The organism is Pseudomonas sp. UF-293 (genome assembly GCF_058245595.1).
The window spans coordinates 20003-39191 of the sequence record NZ_JBSICA010000026.1; the positions used below are offsets into that span (position 1 = coordinate 20003).

General features: G+C 60.1%; 17 protein-coding genes, 2 tRNA genes and 1 riboswitch. Of the genes, 4 read left to right on the forward strand and 15 right to left on the reverse strand.

From position 1 onward, the window contains the following. The first annotated feature begins 2 nt into the window (after nucleotides 1-2). The gene (locus tag AC4IHP_RS22015; protein WP_490832742.1) at nucleotides 3-182 is read left to right on the forward strand and encodes a PA3371 family protein; all 180 of its coding nucleotides are present in this window, start codon (nucleotides 3-5) and stop codon (nucleotides 180-182) included. On the opposite strand, the gene phnN is transcribed toward AC4IHP_RS22015, so the two are convergent. Then, nucleotides 157-726 carry a phosphonate metabolism protein/1,5-bisphosphokinase (PRPP-forming) PhnN gene (phnN, locus tag AC4IHP_RS22020; protein WP_490832743.1) on the reverse strand — a complete coding sequence of 190 codons (570 nt, stop codon included), beginning with the start codon at nucleotides 724-726 and terminating at the stop codon, nucleotides 157-159. The two genes, AC4IHP_RS22015 and phnN, sit on opposite strands and share 26 nt — an antisense overlap. 388 nt (nucleotides 727-1114) lie before the next feature. On the opposite strand from phnN, the gene AC4IHP_RS22025 reads away from it, so the two are divergent. Further along, a complete protein-coding gene (locus AC4IHP_RS22025; protein WP_003178899.1) occupies nucleotides 1115-1441 on the forward strand; it encodes an Arc family DNA-binding protein in 327 nt (108 codons plus the stop codon). A gap of 115 nt (nucleotides 1442-1556) precedes the next feature. Here AC4IHP_RS22025 and mgtE read toward each other — a convergent pair whose 3' ends face one another. Continuing rightward, nucleotides 1557-2999 (reverse strand): magnesium transporter, encoded by a 1443-nt coding sequence (gene mgtE / locus AC4IHP_RS22030; protein ID WP_016773597.1) that lies wholly within the window; start codon nucleotides 2997-2999, stop codon nucleotides 1557-1559. 321 nt (nucleotides 3000-3320) lie between these two features. On the opposite strand from mgtE, the gene AC4IHP_RS22035 reads away from it, so the two are divergent. Then, the gene (locus AC4IHP_RS22035) at nucleotides 3321-3833 is read left to right on the forward strand and encodes a cell envelope protein SmpA (RefSeq protein ID WP_490832744.1); all 513 of its coding nucleotides are present in this window, start codon (nucleotides 3321-3323) and stop codon (nucleotides 3831-3833) included. Nucleotides 3834-3852: 19 nt separating this feature from the next. On the opposite strand, the gene AC4IHP_RS22040 is transcribed toward AC4IHP_RS22035, so the two are convergent. From AC4IHP_RS22040 to ltaE, 6 genes are all read right to left on the reverse strand, one after another. Then, nucleotides 3853-3929: transfer RNA gene (locus AC4IHP_RS22040), tRNA-Arg, on the reverse strand. Nucleotides 3930-4036: 107 nt separating this feature from the next. Then, nucleotides 4037-4127: transfer RNA gene (locus tag AC4IHP_RS22045), tRNA-Ser, on the reverse strand. Between the two features lie 62 nt (nucleotides 4128-4189). Beyond that, complete coding sequence (csrA, locus tag AC4IHP_RS22050) at nucleotides 4190-4378, reverse strand: carbon storage regulator CsrA (protein WP_002554426.1); 189 nt, start codon at nucleotides 4376-4378, stop codon at nucleotides 4190-4192. A 187-nt stretch (nucleotides 4379-4565) separates the two neighbouring features. Then, on the reverse strand, nucleotides 4566-5807 hold the full coding sequence (locus tag AC4IHP_RS22055) for an aspartate kinase (RefSeq protein WP_016773595.1): 1242 nt from the start codon (nucleotides 5805-5807) through the stop codon (nucleotides 4566-4568). A 90-nt stretch (nucleotides 5808-5897) separates the two neighbouring features. Then, complete coding sequence (gene alaS / locus AC4IHP_RS22060; protein WP_490832745.1) at nucleotides 5898-8513, reverse strand: alanine--tRNA ligase; 2616 nt, start codon at nucleotides 8511-8513, stop codon at nucleotides 5898-5900. A 146-nt stretch (nucleotides 8514-8659) separates the two neighbouring features. Continuing rightward, on the reverse strand, nucleotides 8660-9664 hold the full coding sequence (ltaE, locus tag AC4IHP_RS22065) for a low-specificity L-threonine aldolase (RefSeq protein ID WP_460120847.1): 1005 nt from the start codon (nucleotides 9662-9664) through the stop codon (nucleotides 8660-8662). 278 nt (nucleotides 9665-9942) lie between these two features. Then, a riboswitch (FMN riboswitch) is annotated at nucleotides 9943-10115 on the forward strand. Nucleotides 10116-10218: 103 nt separating this feature from the next. Between ltaE and AC4IHP_RS22070 the strand changes: the two genes are divergently transcribed. Further along, nucleotides 10219-10728 (forward strand): 6,7-dimethyl-8-ribityllumazine synthase, encoded by a 510-nt coding sequence (locus AC4IHP_RS22070; protein WP_016773593.1) that lies wholly within the window; start codon nucleotides 10219-10221, stop codon nucleotides 10726-10728. 381 nt (nucleotides 10729-11109) lie between these two features. Here AC4IHP_RS22070 and astE read toward each other — a convergent pair whose 3' ends face one another. From astE to AC4IHP_RS22105, 7 genes are all read right to left on the reverse strand, one after another. Continuing rightward, the gene (gene astE / locus AC4IHP_RS22075; protein WP_490832746.1) at nucleotides 11110-12117 is read right to left on the reverse strand and encodes a succinylglutamate desuccinylase; all 1008 of its coding nucleotides are present in this window, start codon (nucleotides 12115-12117) and stop codon (nucleotides 11110-11112) included. Nucleotides 12118-12129: 12 nt separating this feature from the next. Then, nucleotides 12130-12420 (reverse strand): hypothetical protein, encoded by a 291-nt coding sequence (locus AC4IHP_RS22080; protein ID WP_016773591.1) that lies wholly within the window; start codon nucleotides 12418-12420, stop codon nucleotides 12130-12132. Nucleotides 12421-12477: 57 nt separating this feature from the next. Beyond that, entirely contained in the window at nucleotides 12478-13824 is a 1347-nt protein-coding gene (gene astB, locus AC4IHP_RS22085; RefSeq protein ID WP_236168357.1) for an N-succinylarginine dihydrolase, read from the reverse strand. Nucleotides 13825-13987: 163 nt separating this feature from the next. After that, a complete protein-coding gene (astD, locus tag AC4IHP_RS22090) occupies nucleotides 13988-15457 on the reverse strand; it encodes a succinylglutamate-semialdehyde dehydrogenase (RefSeq protein ID WP_490832762.1) in 1470 nt (489 codons plus the stop codon). Next, nucleotides 15454-16479 carry an arginine N-succinyltransferase gene (gene astA, locus AC4IHP_RS22095; RefSeq protein WP_460120853.1) on the reverse strand — a complete coding sequence of 342 codons (1026 nt, stop codon included), beginning with the start codon at nucleotides 16477-16479 and terminating at the stop codon, nucleotides 15454-15456. Before astA ends, astD begins: the two co-directional genes overlap by 4 nt. A 51-nt stretch (nucleotides 16480-16530) precedes the next feature. Next, entirely contained in the window at nucleotides 16531-17550 is a 1020-nt protein-coding gene (aruF, locus tag AC4IHP_RS22100; RefSeq protein ID WP_016773587.1) for an arginine/ornithine succinyltransferase subunit alpha, read from the reverse strand. Nucleotides 17551-17775: 225 nt separating this feature from the next. Further along, nucleotides 17776-18996 (reverse strand): aspartate aminotransferase family protein, encoded by a 1221-nt coding sequence (locus AC4IHP_RS22105; protein ID WP_460120855.1) that lies wholly within the window; start codon nucleotides 18994-18996, stop codon nucleotides 17776-17778. Nucleotides 18997-19189: the final 193 nt, after the last annotated feature.

Consider the following 19189-nt stretch of genomic DNA (forward strand, 5'->3'; position numbering starts at 1 on the left):
ACATGTCCAAATCGGCGACCGGGTTTCTGATCCTCGCTTTACTGAGTGGCGTTACCCACCTGGCGCTGTTCGAGGAGACGGAAATCACCTTGCCTCTGGTTGGCTGTGGCGTGTTTGCGGTGCTGTTTGTGTTGGCGCTGATTGCGGGGCGCAAGATCAAGTTCGATCCGGTTCTGCGTTGAGCCGAATCAATTCCAGTAACGAAGAGACCGCGACAGCAAGGTCACCGGAATTGTCGATCTGATGAACGGGGCTGTCGCTGGATCTTCGGTCTTTGAACAGCGAATTGCGAGCCAGCCTCGCATCGATCTGCTCAGGAGTTTCCCGGCCACGCCTGAGCAGGCGCGCACGCAAGACCTCATCGTTGACTGTCAGCAGAATCGGCACCAGCGCTGGATACTTCTCCAGTGCTTGGCGCAGGTTCGCTCTCGACCCGTTAACCAGCACATGCCGGCCCGCTTGCAACCGTTCGTCCATTTCCCTTGGAATGCCGTATGAAAGACCGTTGGCTTGCCAGGCCAAGGCAAACGCCCCGGCCTGTTGTCGCCGGCCGAACTCTTCAGGCGTCACGCCAATTGCATCTTCGCCGACGGACTCCGCCGATCGGGTAATCACCCGACGCATCACTTCACAGTTCAACGCCCGCAGCGGCTCACGCGATGCTTCGATCAGGCTGTCCTTGCCCGAGCCGGACGGTCCCATCAGGTAAAAAAGCTTGCCATCCATCCTGAAAACGCCCTCCGACGGGTGCTGCCTCTAGTAAATCGGCAAATTGCCACTATCCTGTACGCATAGGGATCAAGAATAGCGAGCCGCATAGCATGCACGTTCCGAGGTCTGCGGACATCAACGAATGTGCATTCAAAATCGGGTGGTGATACGTAAGGATGGAAAGTTTTCCAACCAGTCCGCATTTCTGACAACTGGTGCTGGCATTACGCCTTTACCCGGCTCAATATTTGTCACAGAATTGACGCCAATGATCTGGCAATTTTGAGGCATGATGCCGGCCTCTTAACAATTCAGGTTGAACCAATTGGTCCGGATGCTTGTCCTACCACACATCCTGCGGCCAATCCCGAGAACCGCTCCCCTGAACTAACCGGTTAAATATATGCGCCCATTGAAACAGGCAATTTATTCCAGCCGTACGGCTGACAAGTTTGTCGTACGTCTGCCAGACGGAATGCGTGAACGCATTGCCGAGGTGGCTCGCAATCATCATCGCAGCATGAACTCCGAGATCATTGCGCGCCTTGAGCAGAGTCTTATTCAGGAAGGCGCACTGGGCGAAGAGCTGAGCATGCGCCTGGACAGCCCTGAGCTGTCGCTGCACGAGCGCGAGCTGCTGCAACGCTTCCGTCAGCTGTCGCACCGTCAGCAAAACGCCCTGGTGTCGCTGATCGCCCATGACGCCGAGATGGCCGCAGACGCGTCCTGAGTGATACCGAACACATTAAAGCCAGCTTGATTGCTGGCTTTTTTTTGCCTCGGTTTTGAGATTTCGCAGGCGTAAAAAAGCCCGTCGATTTGACGGGCTTTTCATTCACTACAGATCAGAGCAGGAAGATGGTCGCCAGCCCGAGGAAGATGAAGAACCCCCCGCTGTCGGTCATTGCCGTGATCATCACACTGGCGCCCATCGCCGGATCGCGGCCCATTTTGGCCAGCGTCATCGGGATCAACACGCCCATCAACGCCGCCAGCAACAGATTGAGCGTCATCGCTGCCGTCATCACCACGCCGAGCGACCAACTGCCGTAGAGCATGTAAGCGACCACACCGATCACCCCGCCCCAGACCAGACCGTTGATCAAACCGACCGCCAGCTCTTTGCGCATCAAGCGCGAGGTGTTGCCGGTGCTGACCTGATCCAGCGCCATGGCGCGCACGATCATGGTGATGGTCTGGTTACCGGAGTTGCCGCCGATACCTGCGACGATCGGCATGAGCGCCGCCAGTGCCACCAATTTCTCGATCGAACCTTCGAACAGGCCAATCACCCGCGATGCCACAAATGCAGTGATCAGGTTCACCGCCAGCCACGCCCAACGGTTGCGCAGGGATTTCCACACCGAGGCGAAGATATCTTCCTCTTCGCGCAGACCGGCCATGTTGAGGACTTCGCTTTCGCTTTCCTCACGAATCAGGTCGACCATTTCGTCGATGGTCAGACGACCGATCAGCTTGCCGTTCTTGTCGACCACCGGGGCGGAGATCAAGTCGTAACGCTCGAATGCCTGAGCGGCATCGTAAGCGTCTTCATCCGGGTGGAAGCTCACCGGATCGCTGGCCATTACTTCGGCCACCTGTTTTTCCGGATCGTTGACCAGCAGCCGCTTGATCGGCAGCACGCCTTTGAGCACGCCGTCGTAATCGACCACGAACAGTTTGTCGGTATGCCCAGGAAGCTCTTTGAGGCGACGCAGATAGCGCAGAACCACTTCAAGGCTGACGTCCTCACGGATCGTCACCATCTCGAAGTCCATCAGCGCACCGACCTGATCTTCGTCGTAGGACAGAGCCGAGCGCACGCGTTCGCGCTGCTGGTTATCCAGACTCTCCATCAGCTCATGGACAACGTCTCGCGGCAGCTCGGAGGCCAGGTCAGCGAGTTCGTCGGCGTCCATGTCCTTGGCCGCAGCCAGGAGCTCGTGATCGTCCATGTCGGCGATTAGCGTTTCTCGGACGGAATCGGATACTTCGAGAAGAATGTCGCCGTCGCGATCGGCCTTGACCAGTTGCCAGAGCGTCAGACGATCGTCCAGCGGCAAGGCTTCGAGGATGTAGGCGACGTCGGCGGAGTGCAGGTCATCGAGCTTGCGTTGCAGCTCGACGAGATTTTGCCGGTGAACCAGGTTTTCCACACGGTCGTGGTGCGGACCTTCCTGGCGATGAGTCAGGTCTTCAACGACACGCTGGCGCTGCAGCAACTCGACGACCTGAGCCAGGCGGTCCTGCAGGCTTTCCTGTGTTTTCTTTACTTCGATTTCGGACATAGGCGAACTCCACTCCCAGCAGCGGGGCACGCCGGAAGGATCAATCAGTCAATTCATGATTGGTGAAACGGTTTACTGAACAACTACTGGGTAAGTCCATGGAGGTTTTCCATAAGCCCCGGCGGGGCTGACGGGCGCAATGATACACGCCTGACGGTTTAAAACGTTGAAAAAATCACGGCTGAAACAAGCGCTTGCGAAACATACCTGAGCGCTTGCGTGATCCGTGCAAATGCGACGACTCATCTTGAAAAGAAAACACACCGGCAATGCAAAAAGCAGCGACTACCCTTGAGCGTAGATCGTCAAGGAGGACATCGAATGCCATCAAAACCCGCGCTTTTTCTACTGACCGCCCTGCTCCCTGTCATCCCCTCCAAAGCCGCCACGCTTCATCGCTGCGAGGCCACTGACGGCGCAGTCACCTTTACATCGATGAGCTGCGCAGCCGGCGAACAGTTTTCGATTCAGGAGGTTCATCCCTATTCTCCCGGCTGGGTGGCAATCATGCCGGAGTCCAACCACGAAGCTGTGACAGGCCTGAATGACACGGGGCGCGAACCGGGGATCGTCGGCGGCGCCGAACACCAATGTGGAAACCTGATCGACAACAGGCAGCGGCGCGAAGCAATCATCAACCGGCGGGTGATTGCCGGCATGAGCCAGCGTGATGTCGAAAGCGCACTGGGCAAGCCGGACAAGGTCAACACGCGCACGTCGACCACGAGCTATCGTTACGACCTCAAGCGAGGCCGCAGTGCTCAAATTGATTTTGATGAAAGAGGCTGCGTGAAGGGAAAAGCCAAATCCCGGACAGCAAAAAGCCCGCGTTAAACGCGGGCTTCTTGGTATATGGTGCACTCGACAGGATTCGAACCTGTGACCGCTCGGTTCGTAGCCGAGTACTCTATCCAGCTGAGCTACGAGTGCATTTGTTGCCGCGCATTATAGGCCGTCTAATCTCTATGTCAAACACTTTTTCTAGTAATTTCAACAACTTACAGAAAAAGCCAGATTACGACGTACTAAGCAAATAATGGCGGAGAACGGGGGATTCGAACCCCCGACACCCTTTTGAGGTGTACTCCCTTAGCAGGGGAGCGCCTTCGGCCACTCGGCCAGCTCTCCGCAACACGGGGCGTATATTAACCAGCTTCTTCCCCGTTTGCAAACATAAAAATCGATAAAAATTAATGGCTTGGTTCTTCGTCCTTCTCTTTCTTTATACGCAGGTAAATTTCCTCACGGTGCACCGCAACCTCTTTCGGAGCGTTGACGCCGATACGCACCTGGTTTCCTTTGACGCCGAGCACGGTCACAGTGATTTCGCCGTCACCGATAATCAGGCTTTCCGCGCACCGACGAGTCAGAATCAGCATACCTTTCTCCTTACGCCATTCATTTCAGGGACAACAGTCTGCAAAAAAAAGGCACCCGACCTACAACCGCAGCGATCGTAGCCCTACATGCCTGAGTATTGACCAGCGCGAGCAAAAGAACAGTTCCGGGGCTCGCGCCATTCAAAAATAAAGGGCGCGGTCAGACCGCGCCCTTCACAGAAGCGGATTACTCGCCCTGACGGGCCGGAGCATCCAGTTCGAAAGCCGTGTGCAGCGCGCGCACGGCCAGTTCCAGGTATTTCTCTTCGATCACTACGGAAACCTTGATTTCCGAAGTCGAGATCATCTGGATGTTGATGCTTTCCTTGGCCAGGGATTCGAACATGCGACTGGCCACGCCCGCGTGGGAACGCATGCCGACGCCGACGATCGAGACCTTGGCAATCTTGGTATCGCCAACCACTTCACGGGCACCGATCTCGCGAGCGGTGTTTTCCAGCACGGTCTGTGCGGCCTGATAGTCGTTGCGGTGCACGGTGAAGGTGAAGTCGGTGGTGTTATCGTGCGCGACGTTCTGCACGATCATGTCGACTTCGATGTTCGCGGCACTGATCGGGCCGAGAATCTTGAACGCCACGCCCGGGGTGTCTGGCACGCCACGGATGGTCAGCTTGGCTTCATCGCGGTTGAAAGCGATGCCGGAAATGATCGGCTGTTCCATGGTTTCCTCTTCATCAATAGTAATGAGGGTGCCCGGACCCTCCTTGAAGCTGTGCAGTACGCGCAGCGGAACGTTGTACTTGCCGGCGAATTCCACCGCACGGATCTGCAGCACCTTGGAACCAAGGCTGGCCATTTCCAGCATCTCTTCGAAGGTGATCTTGTCCAGACGCTGAGCGACCGGCACCACACGCGGGTCGGTGGTGTAGACACCGTCGACGTCGGTGTAGATCTGGCATTCATCAGCCTTCAAGGCAGCTGCCAGGGCCACGCCCGTGGTATCGGAACCGCCGCGGCCGAGGGTGGTGATGTTGCCGTGCTCGTCGACACCCTGGAAACCGGCGACAACCACCACGCGACCAGCCTTCAGATCACCGCGAATCTTTTGGTCATCAATCTGCAAGATACGCGCTTTATTGTGCGCACTGTCAGTCAGGATCCGCACCTGATTACCGGTGTACGACACCGCCGGCACACCGCGCTTGATCAGCGCCATGGCCAACAAGGCAATCGTCACCTGCTCACCGGTCGACACGATCACGTCCAGCTCGCGCGGAACCGGTTGCGCCTCGCCACTGATTTGCTTGGCCAGATCGATCAGACGGTTGGTTTCGCCGCTCATTGCAGACAGCACAACCACCAGGTCATCGCCGGCATCGCGGAATTTCTTAACCTTGTCGGCGACCTGCTCGATTCTCTCGACAGTGCCGACCGAGGTGCCTCCAAATTTCTGTACGATCAAAGCCATTTCAAAGCCGCCTCTGCCCATGAAGGGCGCCCAATAATCTTTCGAACAGTCGCCGGGCCCGCCACTAGACTGCGGGCCCGGCGAGCCGTCTTATAAAGCCTGCTCGACGAATGGAACGGTCAGCGCCAGTGCGCCATCCAGCGCAGCGGCATCGACACCACCGCCCTGCGCCATGTCCGGACGACCACCGCCCTTCCCGCCCACTGCCGCAGCAGCCTGTTTCATCAAATCACCGGCTTTGAGTTGGCCAGTCAGGTCCTTGGTTACGCCTGCAACCAGTACGACCTTTTCCTCATGGACACCGCCGAGCAGGATCACTGCGCGGCCGAGTTTGTTTTTCAGCTGATCGACCAGCGCCAGCAGCGCCTTGCCATCCTGACCGTCCAGACGGGCAGCCAGCACCTTCACATCCTTGACGTCCACCGCCGAGGCCGACAGATCGTCGCCCGCTGCGCTGGCTGCCTTGGCCTGCAACTGCTCGAGTTGTTTCTCCAGCAGACGGTTGCGCTCCAGTACCGCCAAGAGCTTGTCGATCAGGTTGTCGCGGCTGCCCTTGACCAGGCTGGCCGCTTCCTTGAGTTGTTCTTCTGCCGCGTTCAAGTAGGCCAGCGCCGCAGCACCAGTGACCGCCTCGATACGACGCACGCCCGATGCCACACCGCCTTCGCTGATGATTTTCAGCAGGCCGATGTCGCCGGTACGGTTGGCGTGGATACCGCCGCACAATTCAACCGAGAAGTCGCCCATGCTCAGCACGCGCACGCTGTCGCCGTACTTCTCGCCGAACAGCGCCATGGCGCCTTTGTTCTTCGCGGTTTCGATGTCGGTTTCTTCGGTTTCAACGGCGGAGTTCTTGCGAATCTCGGCGTTGACGATGTCTTCCAGCTGCTTGATCTGCTCTGGCTTGATCGCTTCGAAGTGGCTGAAGTCGAAACGCAGGCGCTGACTGTCGACCAACGAACCTTTCTGCTGCACATGCTCACCGAGCACCTGACGCAGCGCGGCGTGCAGCAAGTGCGTAGCCGAGTGGTTCAGCGCGGTGGCGTGACGCACTTCGGCGTCGACGTGTGTTTCCACCGGTGCGCCAATGGTCAGGCTGCCCGAGGCCAACACACCGTGGTGCAGGAATGCGCCGCCGGTCTTGGTGGTGTCGCGCACGTCGAAGCGGCTGCTGCCGGCCTGAATGAAACCGCAGTCGCCGATCTGGCCACCGGACTCGGCGTAGAACGGCGTCTGGTTAAGCACGATCACGCCTTCCTGGCCTTCGCTGAGCACGTCGACCGATTGACCATCCTTATAGATGGCAACGATTTTCGCCGAGCCGCTGGTGGCGGCGTAACCGGTGAACTCGGTGGCCACATCAACCTTGACCAGGGTGTTGTAGTCCAGACCGAACGAGCTGGCCGAACGCGCGCGCACACGCTGCGCTTCCATCTCGCGCTCGAAGCCGGCTTCGTCGACGGTCAGGCCGCGTTCGCGGGCGATGTCGGCGGTCAGGTCCATCGGGAAACCGTAGGTGTCGTAGAGTTTGAACACCACGTCGCCCGGCACCACGGTGCCTTTGAGTTCGGCCAGATCCTGCTCGAGGATTTTCAAGCCGTGCTCCAGGGTCTTCGAGAACTGCTCTTCTTCAGCCTTGAGCACGCGCTCGATGTTGCTTTGCTGCTTCTTCAGTTCCGGGAAGGCTTCGCCCATTTCGGCGACCAGTGCCGCGACGATCTTGTAGAAGAAGCTGCCGGTGGCGCCGAGCTTGTTGCCGTGACGGCAGGCGCGACGGATGATCCGGCGCAGCACGTAACCGCGACCTTCGTTGGACGGCAGCACGCCATCGGCAATCAGGAAACCGCACGAACGAATGTGGTCGGAGACGACCTTGAGCGACGACTGATCGCCGTTTTCGCAGCCGATCGCTTCAGCCGAAGCCTTGAGCAGGTTCTTGAACAGGTCGATGTCGTAGTTGGAGTTGACGTGCTGCATCACCGCACTGATCCGCTCCAGGCCCATGCCGGTGTCCACCGACGGCGCTGGCAACGGATGCAATACGCCATCGGCGGTGCGGTTGAACTGCATGAACACGTTGTTCCAGATTTCGATGTAGCGGTCGCCATCTTCTTCCGGCGAGCCCGGCGGGCCGCCCCAGATGTGCTCGCCGTGATCGTAGAAAATCTCGGTGCACGGGCCGCACGGGCCGGTATCGCCCATGGTCCAGAAGTTATCGGAAGCGTACGGAGCGCCCTTGTTGTCGCCGATGCGGATCATGCGCTCGGCCGGCACACCGATTTTCTGTGTCCAGATGTCATACGCTTCGTCGTCGGTGGCGTAGACAGTGACCCAGAGCTTTTCCTTCGGCAGCTTGAGCACGCCGGTGAGGAAGGTCCAGGCAAAGGTGATCGCGTCGTGCTTGAAGTAGTCGCCGAAGCTGAAGTTGCCGAGCATTTCGAAGAACGTGTGGTGACGCGCGGTATAACCGACGTTTTCCAGGTCACTGTTCTTGCCGCCGGCGCGCACGCATTTCTGGCTGCTGGTGGCACGGGTGTACGCACGTTTTTCCTGGCCCAGGAAGCAGTCCTTGAACTGGTTCATCCCCGCGTTGGTGAACAGCAGGGTTGGGTCGTTGCCCGGAATCAAAGAGCTGGAGGCTACACGGGTGTGGCCTTGCTCTTCGAAGAAGCGAAGGAAGGCTTCACGGATTTCTGCGCTTTTCATTAGGTTCTTCCACGGAGGCTGCGGCCAAAGGCCTGTTCGAAACGTCATGAGACGAAGCGACGGCAAAGGGCCGCATTATATCGGCCCTGCGCGCGGGGTACAGCGTGTTTATACGATAGAAACGGTCAATTGGACGGCTGACGCTGTCACTTGCGTGAAAACTCGACGAATGTCGCGATCACTTGTTCGATTTGCGCGCGGCTGACGTCCATGTGCGTGACCATGCGCAACCGCGCAGCGGCGCTGAGTTTGATACCGCGTTCGCCGGCAAAGGTCTTGAGTGCTTGGGCTCTGTCGCCCATTTGCACATAAACCATGTTGGTTTGTACGGGTTCGACAACGAAACCGGCCTCACGCAGACCCTCGGCGAGCAACTGCGCGTTGGCATGGTCATCCGCCAGCCGTTCGACGTGATGATCCAGTGCGTACAAGCCAGCCGCCGCGAGCAACCCGGCCTGACGCATGCCGCCACCGACCATTTTGCGCAAACGCCGCGCCTTGCCGATCAGTTGCTCGGAGCCGCACAGCACCGAACCGACCGGCGCGCCAAGGCCTTTGGACAGGCACACCGACACCGAATCGAAGTGCTGGGTGATCTCCCGGGCATCGACGCCGAGCTTGACCGCGGCGTTGTACAACCGCGCGCCGTCGAGGTGCAGTTGCAAGCCGTGCTCCTGCGTAAAGCGTCGGGCGCGCGCCAGATATTCCAGCGGTAGGACCTTGCCCTGCATGGTGTTTTCCAGCGCCAGCAAACGCGTGCGGGCGAAATGGAAATCGTCCGGTTTGATCGCGGCAGCAACCTGATCCAGATCCAGCGAACCGTCGGCCTGCACTTCCAGCGGCTGCGGTTGAATCGAGCCAAGCACCGCCGCCCCGCCACCTTCGTACTTATAGGTGTGCGCCTGTTGACCGACGATGTACTCGTCGCCCCGCTCGCAGTGCGCCATCAGGCCGAGCAGGTTGCTCATGGTTCCGGTCGGCACGAAGAGCGCGGCGGCAAAGCCCAGGCGTTTGGCCAGTTCGGCCTCGAGGCGATTGACCGTCGGATCTTCGCCGTACACATCGTCTCCGGTGTCCGCTGCGGTCATCGCATCGAGCATGGCGGGAGTCGGTTGGGTGACGGTGTCGCTGCGAAGATCGATAACGCTCATGAACCTGGCCTCTGGTCAGCAGGGGAAATCTCGTTGTGAAGTGCGATTACTGCGGTCATCGCGCCGATTAATCAACCCTTGACCGAGGAAAAAATCCCATTCTTCCTTGAGAAGACAAAGCCCATGTGGGAGCGAGCCTGCTCGCGAAAGCGGAGTAACAGTCAGCATATTCGTTGAATGTGAAGCCGCTTTCGCGAGCAGGCTCGCTCCCACAGTGTCATGTGCATGGCCGGGAAATATGTGTTACAAACTTGCCGCCGCCCGCCTATGGGCGGCACAAACGTTCTCAGGGCGGGGTGCAATTCCCCACCGGCGGTAATTGCGCGCAATGCGCATAGCCCGCGAGCGCTTGGCGTTGCACACGACTTGAGTCGGGGGGCATCGGCAAGGTCAGCAGACCCGGTGTGATTCCGGGGCCGACGGTCATAGTCCGGATGAAGAGAGAACGGGATCGACGCCAAAGGGCCGTCCGCGTGCATCCGTGCCTGCGCTCGCACCCTTGCATCCCTTTCGATTCATAACGCCCTGTTTTTCACACAAACAGGAGTCAGAACATGCAACCCACCGCTATCGACAGCAAAAGCAAACACCCACAGGGCGAGCGCGTCGCGTTCATCCAGGCCTGCTGGCACAAGGAAATCGTCGACCAGAGCCGTAAAGGCTTCGTCGCTGAAATGCTGGTGCAGGGTTATCAGGAATCGGACATCGATTTCTTCGAAGTCGGCGGCGCTTTTGAAATGCCGCTGCACGCCAAGCTGTTGGCCAAATCCGGCCGTTACGCCGGCATCGTCGCCGCCGCTCTGGTGGTGGACGGCGGCATTTATCGCCACGAATTCGTCGCGCAATCGGTGGTCAGTGGCCTGATGCAGGTGCAGCTGGAAACCGAAGTGCCTGTGTTCTCGGTGTCGCTGACCCCGCACCACTTCCATTCGGGCGAGGAGCACCAGAAGTTCTTCTTCGAGCACTTTGTGCACAAGGGTCAGGAAGCAGCGCGGACGTGCGCCGATACGTTGCAGAAGATTCGCGCATTGCGCCGTACCGAGCCGCGCGCTGTAGCGGTGTAACGAACGACACCGAACGAAAATGTGGGAGCGGGCTTGCTCGCGAAGACGGTGTATCAGTCAGCATATAAGGTGCTGATTAGACCGCCTTCGCGGGCAAGCCCGCTCCCACAGTGGTTGGTGTTGACCGGAAAATCAGCCGAGGTTTTCGTCGATGGCCGGTACGATCAGGATACCGGCGCGGACGTGCGCCGATACGTTGCAGAAGATTCGCGCGTTGCGCCGTACCGAGCCGCGCGCTGTAGCGGTGTAACGAACGACACCAAACGAAAATGTGGGAGCGGGCTTGCTCGCGAAGACGGTGTATCAGTCAGCATATAAGGTGCTGATAGACCGCCTTCGCGGGCAAGCCCGCTCCCACAGTGGTTGGTGTTGACCGGAAAATCAGCCGAGGTTTTCGTCGGTGGCCGGTACGATCAGGATACCGGCGCGCAGGCCGTTCTTGACCTTGGGGTTGGGGAAGATGATTCGTGCGCCCTGCTCTTCGATCACCCAGCGGGTATTGGCAAGGTCTTCGGCCAGCACATAACCCGGTTCCAGCTCGGAAAAGTTCTCGATGTCCGCCGGCAGATTCAGGCGGAACGCATCGCTGTGCTTGATGATTTCCCGCGCCACGCTGAACAGCTGCAAGCCGTCCAGCCCTTCTTCTGTCTCCGGCTCAGTGCCTTCGATGATCTGCTTCAGGCGGGTTTCCAGCAGTGAGACGTTGACGCCATCGTTCTGCCCGAACGGCCGCGCCTTGCCCAGTTCCAGGGTGAAAGCTTCGGCGTCGAGCTTGTCGTAGGTGTACGAGCTGAAGACGATGGATGGCTTGTTCTGCAACAGCACTGCTTCCATGCCGGCGGCGCGCAGGCGCGCCAGTTCGCGACGGGAATGCTGGCGCCCTTCCTTCCACGGGTACAAGGCGAACTGTTCGATCTTCGAACCGCGAATTGCCGTATGCAGGTCGTAGTGCAGACGCTGGCGCTCGGGCTTGCTGAAGAAACTCGCCGCCAGCCGTTCCAGCTCACAGGCGCGCAACGCTTCCGAGCCGCTGCTTTGTTCGTGGCGACCGTTGAACAGTCGATTGACGTCCTGCTCGACGAAACGCTCACCCTTGCGGATGGCTTCCGGGTTGCCGAACAGGAACAGAATGCGTGCGCGCGGCTTCAAGTCGCCGCGTGCGATGTCGTGCAGCAGCCGATCGAGCAACTCGATCGGTGCCGTTTCGTTGCCGTGGATACCTGCCGACAGCAGCAGGTCCAGGCCATTGTCGCGCGCTTCCGGGGGCCGGACTTCCAGCGCCCCTTCGCTCATCCAGCGCATGCGCACGCCTTCGACAGTCAGTTGAGTCTTCTCCGCCGGTTCACGGCCGGCGAGGGTCAGTTCAAGCAGTTTGCCGAGGGCGAGCATAGAGCGGTTTCCTTAGTGGTCGTGGTTGCAATCCGGGCCGTGTACGTGATCCTCGTCAGCGCCGAGGTCAGCCGGTTCCATTTCCAGTTGCAGACTTACCAGATTAGTCGCCAATGGGCGCAACAGCAGGTTGGCGTACTCTTCGTCACCTTCCTCGACGTCCACGCCGATCAGCAGCTGGCCACGGCCGTCCTGCTGAATCCACAGCTCTTTGCCTTGCCACATGACCGCAACGCGGGTGCACGAGGTTTGCAGTTGCGTGCCGTCGGTGTCTTCAAGGATCAGCTGCAGGGAATCGCTCATGTTTTTACTCTCTTGGGGTGACACGCCGCGCGCCACGTTCAGGCAGCGCGCCGACGATCAATTGATCTGGAAGGGATAAACCGCGCCCAGTTTAAGGATTTGCGTCAGTTCATCCAGTGCCGTCCGGCATTCAAGCAGCAACTGCGGATCCGCCAGGTCGGTTTCGCTCAGGCGGTCGCGGTAGTGCTTTTCAACCCATGCGGTCAACGAACCGTACAACGGGGCCGTCATGATAACCCCTGGATTGACCGCCGCCAGTTCGGTTTCATTCAGCGCCACGCGCAGACGCAGACACGCCGGGCCACCGCCGTTCTGCATGCTTTGCTTGAGATCGAAGACCTTCACTTCGCGGATCATTCCACCCGAGCTGGTCAGGCTTTGCAGATAAGCCCAGACACGTTCGTTCGCCTGGCATTCCTGCGGCACGATCAGCAGCATCGAACCATCGGCACGCGACAGCAACTGGCTGTTGAACAGGTAGGAACGCACCGCGTCATCCACGGTGACCGCCGAACGCGGCACGCACACGGACTGGAAGTTACCGCCGACCTTGGCCAGTTTGCCTTGCAGCTCGGCGAGCATCTTGTCGGTCTCGAGGAAGGCGTCCTCGTGATAGAACAGCACCTCACCGTTGCCCACGGCGATCACATCATTGTGGAACACGCCCTGATCGATGACGTTGGGGTTCTGCTGCGCGTAGACCACGCCTTCGTCACGCAAACCATGCAGACGCGCGACGGCTTGCGAGGCTTCGAGGGTCTGGCGTGCAGGGTATTTCTGCGGCGCCGGAAACCGGTTGTCGAATGCACTGCGGCCGAACACGAAGAATTCGACGCCCGCTTCGCCGTACTCACGGCAGAAACGCGTGTGGTTGGCCGCGCCTTCGTCGCCAAACTGCGCCACTGCCGGCAATGCGGCGTGATGGGCGAAGTGCTGCTGATTGGCGAACATCGCGCCGAGCACGCGACTGGTGGTCGGGTGTTCGATGCTGCGGTGGTATTTGCAATTGAGGTTGGCGGCGGTGAAGTGCACGCGGCCGTCAGCGGTGTCGGCGCTCGGGCTGACCGTGGCGGCGTTGGCCACCCACATGCTCGACGCCGAGCAACTGGCGACCAACAGCGGCATGGCTTCTTTGGCGGCGCGCTCGATCACTTGCGCGTCCGTGCCACTGAAGCCCAGGCGGCGCAGCGCGGCGACATCAGGACGTTCCTGCGGAGCCAGTACGCCTTGCTGAAAGCCCATGTCCATCAGCGCTTTCATCTTTGCCAGACCTTGCAGCGCCGCTTCCTTCGGATTCGAGGATTGCTGACTGTTGCTCTGCGAGGCGACGTTGCCGTAGGACAGACCACCGTAGTTATGGGTCGGCCCCACTAGACCGTCAAAATTGACTTCATAGGATTTCATCAGCGAGGCTCCACGAGAATCTGTTGTTATAGGCTTCAGTAACTATTCTTTGCGACCGAGGCGCGGCCTTCGCGAGCAGGCTCGCTCCCACAGGATTTAGGTTGGACACAAAATGTGTGAACACCACTGAACCTGTGGGAGCGAGCCTGCTCGCGAATGGGCGCTACGCCATTTTCACGCCGGGTGTCAGCGAGGCAGGCAGCACCAGGCTCGGGGTTTCCAGCGACGCCACCGGGTACGCGCAGTAATCCGCTGCGTAGTAGGCACTGGCGCGATGGTTGCCCGAGGCGCCGACGCCACCGAACGGCGCGCTGCTGGCGGCACCGGTCAGTTGTTTGTTCCAGTTGACGATGCCGGCGCGGCTTTCCAGCCAGAACTGCTGGTAACGCGCTTCAGAATCCGAGAGCAAACCGGCGGCCAGCCCATAAGCGGTGTCGTTGGCTTCACTGATCGCCGCAGCGAAATCGGCGTAGCGAATCACTTGCAGCAGCGGCCCGAACAGTTCTTCGTCCGGACGCTCGGCCACGGCCGTCACATCGACAATGCCCGGGGTCAGCAAGGCCGATTGCGCTTGCGGCTGAGTCATTTCCAGCAGCGCCACCGCGCCGTTGGCCAGCAGTTGTTCCTGCGCATCCATCAGCGCTTTCGCCGCACCGAGGGAAATTACCGAGCCCATGAACGGCGCCGGTTGCTGATCGAACGCACCGACTTCAATGGTCGAACTGACTTGCACCAGGCGCTTGAGCAGGCTATCGCCCCACGCGCCTTGCGGCACCAGCAGACGGCGGGCGCAAGTGCAGCGCTGGCCAGCGGAAATGAACGCCGACTGAATGATCGTGTACACCGCCGCGTCGAGATCAGCGACCTGATCGACCACCAGCGGGTTGTTGCCGCCCATCTCCAGCGCAAGAATCTTGTCCGGACGCCCGGCGAATTGCTGGTGCAGGTGATTGCCGGTGCGGCTCGAACCAGTGAAGAACAGACCGTCGATACCCGGGTTCGCCGCCAGCGCGATACCGGTTTCCCGCGCCCCTTGCAGCAGGTTCAACACGCCTGCCGGCAGACCGGCTTCGATCCAGCACTTGACCGTCAGCTCGGCGACTTTCGGCGTCAGTTCGCTGGGCTTGAACAGCACCGTGTTACCGGCCAGCAATGCCGGGACGATGTGGCCGTTAGGCAAATGACCGGGGAAGTTGTAAGGGCCGAACACCGCAACCACGCCGTGCGGCTTGTGGCGCAATACGGCGGTGGCGTCGCCCAATGGGCCGCTCTTCTCGCCGGTCCGCTCACGGTAGCTCTGCAGCGAAATCGCGATCTTGTTGACCATGCTGGTCACTTCAGTGGCGGACTCCCACAGCGGTTTGCCGGTTTCTTCACCAATGGTGCGAGCCAATTCGTCAGCGTGATTTTTCAACGCAGCAGCGAAGGCTTCGAGGATGCTGACGCGCTCTTCGAGTGTACGACGCGCCCATTCAGGAAACGCCTGACGGGCAGCCTGCACCGCCGATTCGACCTGCGCGGCAGTCGCGCCCTCTCCCGCCCACAGCACTTGCTGGGTCACCGGGTTCAGCGATTGAAAAGCTTCGCCCTGACCGGCCAGCCACTCACCTGCGATGTATAGCGAATTCATTATTTCGACTCCCGTGCAGCGGACAGCGCCACGGCGCGAACTTGGTCGCCGGCGCTGAGTTGAAGACGTTTCGCGGTCTGCGGATCGACCACCAGGGTCCCCGCCGCCAGACGCGCCGGCGCAGCGGTGATGCGGCAATCCTCACGCTTGCGGTTGTGGATGATGAACGGCGTGGCGTCATCGCCCGGCGTACCCACGGCCAGCACCAGCGCTTCACTGTCACGCACCGCGCGGATCTTGGCGGTTTCGCATTCGATGGCCGGGCCGGCGTCGAAGATGTCGACGTAACCCTGATAGCTGAAACCTTCGCTTTTGAGCATGGCCAGTGCCGGCTCGGTGTCCGGGTGCACCTGGCCGATGACATTGCGCGCATCCGGCGAGAGGAAGCAGGTGTACAGCGGGAATTTCGGCATCAGTTCGGCGATGAACGCCTTGTTGCCGACGCCGGTCAGGTAGTCGGCCTGGCTGAATTCCATCTTGAAGAAGTGTCGGCCGAGGCTTTCCCAGAACGGCGAGCGCCCGGCGTCATCGGACACGCCGCGCATTTCGGCGATGATCTTGTTGCCGAACAGTTCCGGGAACTCAGCGATGAACAGCATGCGCGCCTTGGACAACATCCGGCCGTTGAGACCGTTGCGGTAATCGGCGTGCAGGAACAGCGAGCACAGCTCGGAATTGCCGGTCAGGTCGTTGGCCAGAAACAGCGTCGGAATTTCGCGATAGATATTCAGCTCTTGCGAAGCGCTGACGGTCAGACCGACGCGAAAGTTGTACCACGGCTCACGCAGACCGACCGCGCCGGCGATGGCGGAAATCCCTACCACGCGGCCGTCATCGTCTTCGAGCACGAACAGATAGTCCGCATCACCCCGCCCGGCTTCGCCGCGAAAGGTCTTCTCGGCCCAGCCGACCCGGTGGGTCAGGCGCTCTTCGTTGGCCGGCAAAGTGGTCAGGCCGGTGCCGGTGCTGCGGGCCAGGTCGATCAGCGCGGATAAATCGCTGCTGCGTACGGGACGAACAATCATGCTATCTCCTCAAACGGGCCGCTCGCGCCACCCGTGAAACTCGCTAAGGCGTTAAACCGCCACCAGGCGCACGCTGGCACCTTCACCGACGCCCAGGGCTTCGGCCGCTTCCATATCCAGCGTCACCGGTTTGCCCGGCGCGTAGTCCAGCTCAAGCAACACCGCGCGGTAGTCCTGCAACTGCGCGTTGGCTACCAGATACTGACGCCCGGCGCCTTTGACCGGCTCGCCGATCTTCACCGGCACCACGCGGCTCTGGGCGATCGAACGGATCCCGGAAACCCGCGCATGCAGGGTCGGGCCGCCGTCGAAGATGTCGATGTAGTGATCGGTCTCGAAGCCTTCGCGCATCAGGATGTCGAAGGTGATCTGCGCACGCGGGTGTACCTGGCCCATCGCCTCTTGGGCGGAATCCGGCAGCAGCGGCACGTAGATCGGGTAATGCGGCATCAGCTCGGCGAGGAAGGTGCGGCTTTTCAGCCCGCACAAGCGCTCGGCTTCGGCGTAGTTGAGGTCGAAGAAGTTACGCCCGATCGCGTCCCAGAACGGCGAGTCGCCATTCTCGTCGCTGTAACCGACGATCTCGGTCACCACCGAATCGGCAAAACGCTCCGGGTGGCTGGCGACGAACAGCAGACGGCCACGGGAATTAAGCTCGGCCCACGGCGATCCGACCAGTTCGCGCTGCACGTAGAAACTGGTCAGCAAGCTGTTGCCGGTCAGGTCGTGGCACTGCGAGAGCACGTGGATCTTGTTGTGGATCTTCAGCTCGCGGGAGGCGTGAACGAAGGTCTCGTTGCGGAAGCTGTAGAACGGCTCCGAGTAACCGGCGGAAGCGACAATGGCCGAGCAGCCGACCAGTTTGCCGGTGGTGGAATCTTCAAGGACAAAGAAATAACTTTCTTCACCGTTGAAGCTCACTTCGGCAGCGAACGAAGCTTCGCTCGCGGCGATCTTGTCGCTCAGACGTTCCACGTCATCCGGCAAGGAAGTGACACCAATCGGGCTGTCCGCAGCCAGACGCTGTACCTCGCCCAGATCAGCCATTTGCGCGGGGCGCATCACCAGCATGGTGTCACTCCTTTACTCTTATAAAAATCACAGAAAAAAACCGGGCTCGCACTGTTTGAACAGCGATCAGTGTGGGAGCGGGCTTGCTCGCGAAAGCGTCGTATCAGTCAACATTTTCGCTGTCTGACCCACCGCTTTCGCGAGCAAGCCCGCTCCCACATTTGATCCAGCCCGGCTTTGCAAATTTGATCGGCGCCTGAAAACCTTCAGGCACCGAAAGGTCCATCAGGCTTGCGTCAACTTCGCAGCAGCACGTTCGAAGCGGTCGAGACCTGCGTCGATATCGGCGTCTTCCACCACCAGGCTCGGGGCGAAACGGATCACGTCCGGGCCAGCCTGGAGAATCATCAGGCCTTCCTGTTCGGCGGCGTTGAAGATGTCCTTGGCCTTGCCTTTCCACGCTTCGCTCAGCACGCAACCGATCAGCAGACCGAGACCACGCACCTGGGTGAACAGGCCGTATTTCTCGCCGATCTGTTGCAGGCGGGTCTTGAACTTGTCGTGCTTGGCGTTCACGCCGCTCAACACTTCAGGGGTGTTGACCACGTCGATCACCGCTTCGGCGACCGCGCAAGCCAGCGGGTTGCCGCCGTAGGTGGTGCCGTGGGTGCCGACGACCAGATGTTTGGCCAGCGCTTCGGTGGTCATCATCGCCGCGATCGGGAAACCGCCGCCCAGGCTCTTGGCGCTGGTGAGGATGTCCGGGGTCACGCCGTAATGCTGGTAGGCGAACAGCTTGCCGCTGCGGCCCATGCCGGTCTGCACTTCGTCGAACACCAGCAGCGCGTTGTTCGCGTCGCACAGTTCGCGGGCACCTTGCAGGTAAGCCAGCTCGGCCGGCAGCACGCCGCCCTCGCCCTGGATCGGCTCGAGCACGACCGCGCAGGTCTTCTCGGACACCGCAGCTTTCAGCGCGGCCAGATCGTTGTAGGGAACGTGGGTGATACCGGTGATTTTCGGGCCGAAACCGTCGGAGTACTTCGATTGGCCACCGACGTTGACGGTGAACAGGGTACGGCCGTGGAAGCTGTTCAGCGCAGCGATGATTTCGTATTTCTCGGTGCCGAAACGGTCGAATGCGACGCGACGGGCCAGCTTGAACGCGGCCTCGTTGGCTTCGGCGCCGGAGTTGCAGAAGAACACGCGCTCGGCGAACGTGGCGTCGATCAGCTTGTGCGCCAGGCGCAGGGCCGGTTCGTTGGTGAACACGTTGGACACGTGCCACAGCTTGTTCGCCTGTTCGGTCAACGCGCCGACCAGCGCCGGATGCGCGTGGCCCAATACGTTGACGGCGATCCCGCCGGCGAAGTCGATCAGCTCGCGGCCGGCCTGATCCCAGACCCGGGAACCGGCGCCACGCACCGGAATGAAAGCGGCAGGCGCGTAGTTGGGAACCATTACCTGGTCGAAATCGGCGCGTTGTACCGCAGCGTGCTCAACGGACATCGGAGTCTCCTGAAGAGGAACACCCGCCTGGAACTGGCGAGCGATGAGGGGATTGTAAGGACAGTTGGGTGCCCGGCCTTGTCGCCAAGCGACAACTTCTTATAGCGCAAACCCCGGATTTTCCCGGGTTTACGGCAATGCGACATATAGCGTCGCAAAGGCGCAGTTTACCGGGCGCGGCCGATTTGCGGCA

Bases quoted from the DNA above. Each gene is read 5' to 3' on its own strand.
- aruF (WP_016773587.1), bottom strand. From the start codon at position 17,550: ATGCTGGTGATGCGCCCCGCGCAAATGGCTGATCTGGGCGAGGTACAG.
- AC4IHP_RS22070 (WP_016773593.1), top strand. From the start codon at position 10,219: ATGCAACCCACCGCTATCGACAGCAAAAGCAAACACCCACAGGGCGAG.
- astA (WP_460120853.1), bottom strand. From the start codon at position 16,479: ATGATTGTTCGTCCCGTACGCAGCAGCGATTTATCCGCGCTGATCGAC.
- phnN (WP_490832743.1), bottom strand. From the start codon at position 726: ATGGATGGCAAGCTTTTTTACCTGATGGGACCGTCCGGCTCGGGCAAG.
- AC4IHP_RS22025 (WP_003178899.1), top strand. From the start codon at position 1,115: ATGCGCCCATTGAAACAGGCAATTTATTCCAGCCGTACGGCTGACAAG.
- AC4IHP_RS22035 (WP_490832744.1), top strand. From the start codon at position 3,321: ATGCCATCAAAACCCGCGCTTTTTCTACTGACCGCCCTGCTCCCTGTC.
- astB (WP_236168357.1), bottom strand. From the start codon at position 13,824: ATGAAATCCTATGAAGTCAATTTTGACGGTCTAGTGGGGCCGACCCAT.
- AC4IHP_RS22105 (WP_460120855.1), bottom strand. From the start codon at position 18,996: ATGTCCGTTGAGCACGCTGCGGTACAACGCGCCGATTTCGACCAGGTA.
- alaS (WP_490832745.1), bottom strand. From the start codon at position 8,513: ATGAAAAGCGCAGAAATCCGTGAAGCCTTCCTTCGCTTCTTCGAAGAG.
- AC4IHP_RS22015 (WP_490832742.1), top strand. From the start codon at position 3: ATGTCCAAATCGGCGACCGGGTTTCTGATCCTCGCTTTACTGAGTGGC.
- astE (WP_490832746.1), bottom strand. From the start codon at position 12,117: ATGCTCGCCCTCGGCAAACTGCTTGAACTGACCCTCGCCGGCCGTGAA.
- AC4IHP_RS22080 (WP_016773591.1), bottom strand. From the start codon at position 12,420: ATGAGCGATTCCCTGCAGCTGATCCTTGAAGACACCGACGGCACGCAA.
- csrA (WP_002554426.1), bottom strand. From the start codon at position 4,378: ATGCTGATTCTGACTCGTCGGTGCGCGGAAAGCCTGATTATCGGTGAC.
- mgtE (WP_016773597.1), bottom strand. From the start codon at position 2,999: ATGTCCGAAATCGAAGTAAAGAAAACACAGGAAAGCCTGCAGGACCGC.
- AC4IHP_RS22055 (WP_016773595.1), bottom strand. From the start codon at position 5,807: ATGGCTTTGATCGTACAGAAATTTGGAGGCACCTCGGTCGGCACTGTC.
- ltaE (WP_460120847.1), bottom strand. From the start codon at position 9,664: ATGAGCGTTATCGATCTTCGCAGCGACACCGTCACCCAACCGACTCCC.